The organism is Streptomyces sp. DH12, from assembly GCF_020873895.1.
In the GTDB taxonomy this organism is placed as follows: Bacteria; Actinomycetota; Actinomycetes; order Streptomycetales; family Streptomycetaceae; genus Streptomyces.
Genome location: NZ_JAHWGT010000443.1, coordinates 1 through 615, shown reverse-complemented (window position 1 = coordinate 615; position 615 = coordinate 1). Strand labels below are relative to the sequence as shown.

Sequence of the window (615 nt, the reverse complement as noted above, 5' to 3'; positions counted from 1 at the left end):
CACCGGGGACATCGGTCTGGAGACGGTCGGTCTCACCCCGGGCGACTGGCTGCCGGTGGACGACTCCTACCGCGTGCCGGAGGTCCCGGAGGGCTGGCTCTACGCCGTGGGGGACGTCAACCACCGCGCCCTGATGACCCATCAGGGCAAGTACCAGGCGCGGATCGCGGGCGCCGTGATCGGGGCGCGCGCCAAGGGGGAGCCGCTCGACGACGGCAAGTGGGGACGGCACGCCCCGACCGCCGACAGCGCCGCGGTGCCGCAGGTCGTCTTCACCGAGCCGGAGGTGGCGTCGGTGGGTCCGACCGCGCGGGAGGCGGAGCGGGCGGGGCTGAAGGTCGACGTCGTGGACTACGACATCGGGAAGATCGCCGGCGCGGTGCAGTACGCGGAGGGGTACCGGGGCCGGGCGCGGGTGATCGTCGACACCGAGCGGCGGAACGTCGTCGGGGCGACCTTCGTCGGTCCCGGCGTCCAGGAGCTGCTGTACTCGGCGACCGTCGCCGTCACCAGCGAAGTGCCGGTGGACCGGCTGTGGCACGCCGTCCCGGCGTTCCCCACGATCAGCGAGGTGTGGCTGCGCATCCTGGAGACGTACCGGGACAGCGACGGCAC

General features: G+C 73.2%; 1 pseudogene. It reads left to right on the top strand.

What is annotated here, in order from left to right:
- Positions 1–615: pseudogene (locus LPA54_RS35070) on the top strand (pyridine nucleotide-disulfide oxidoreductase); the annotation flags it as partial.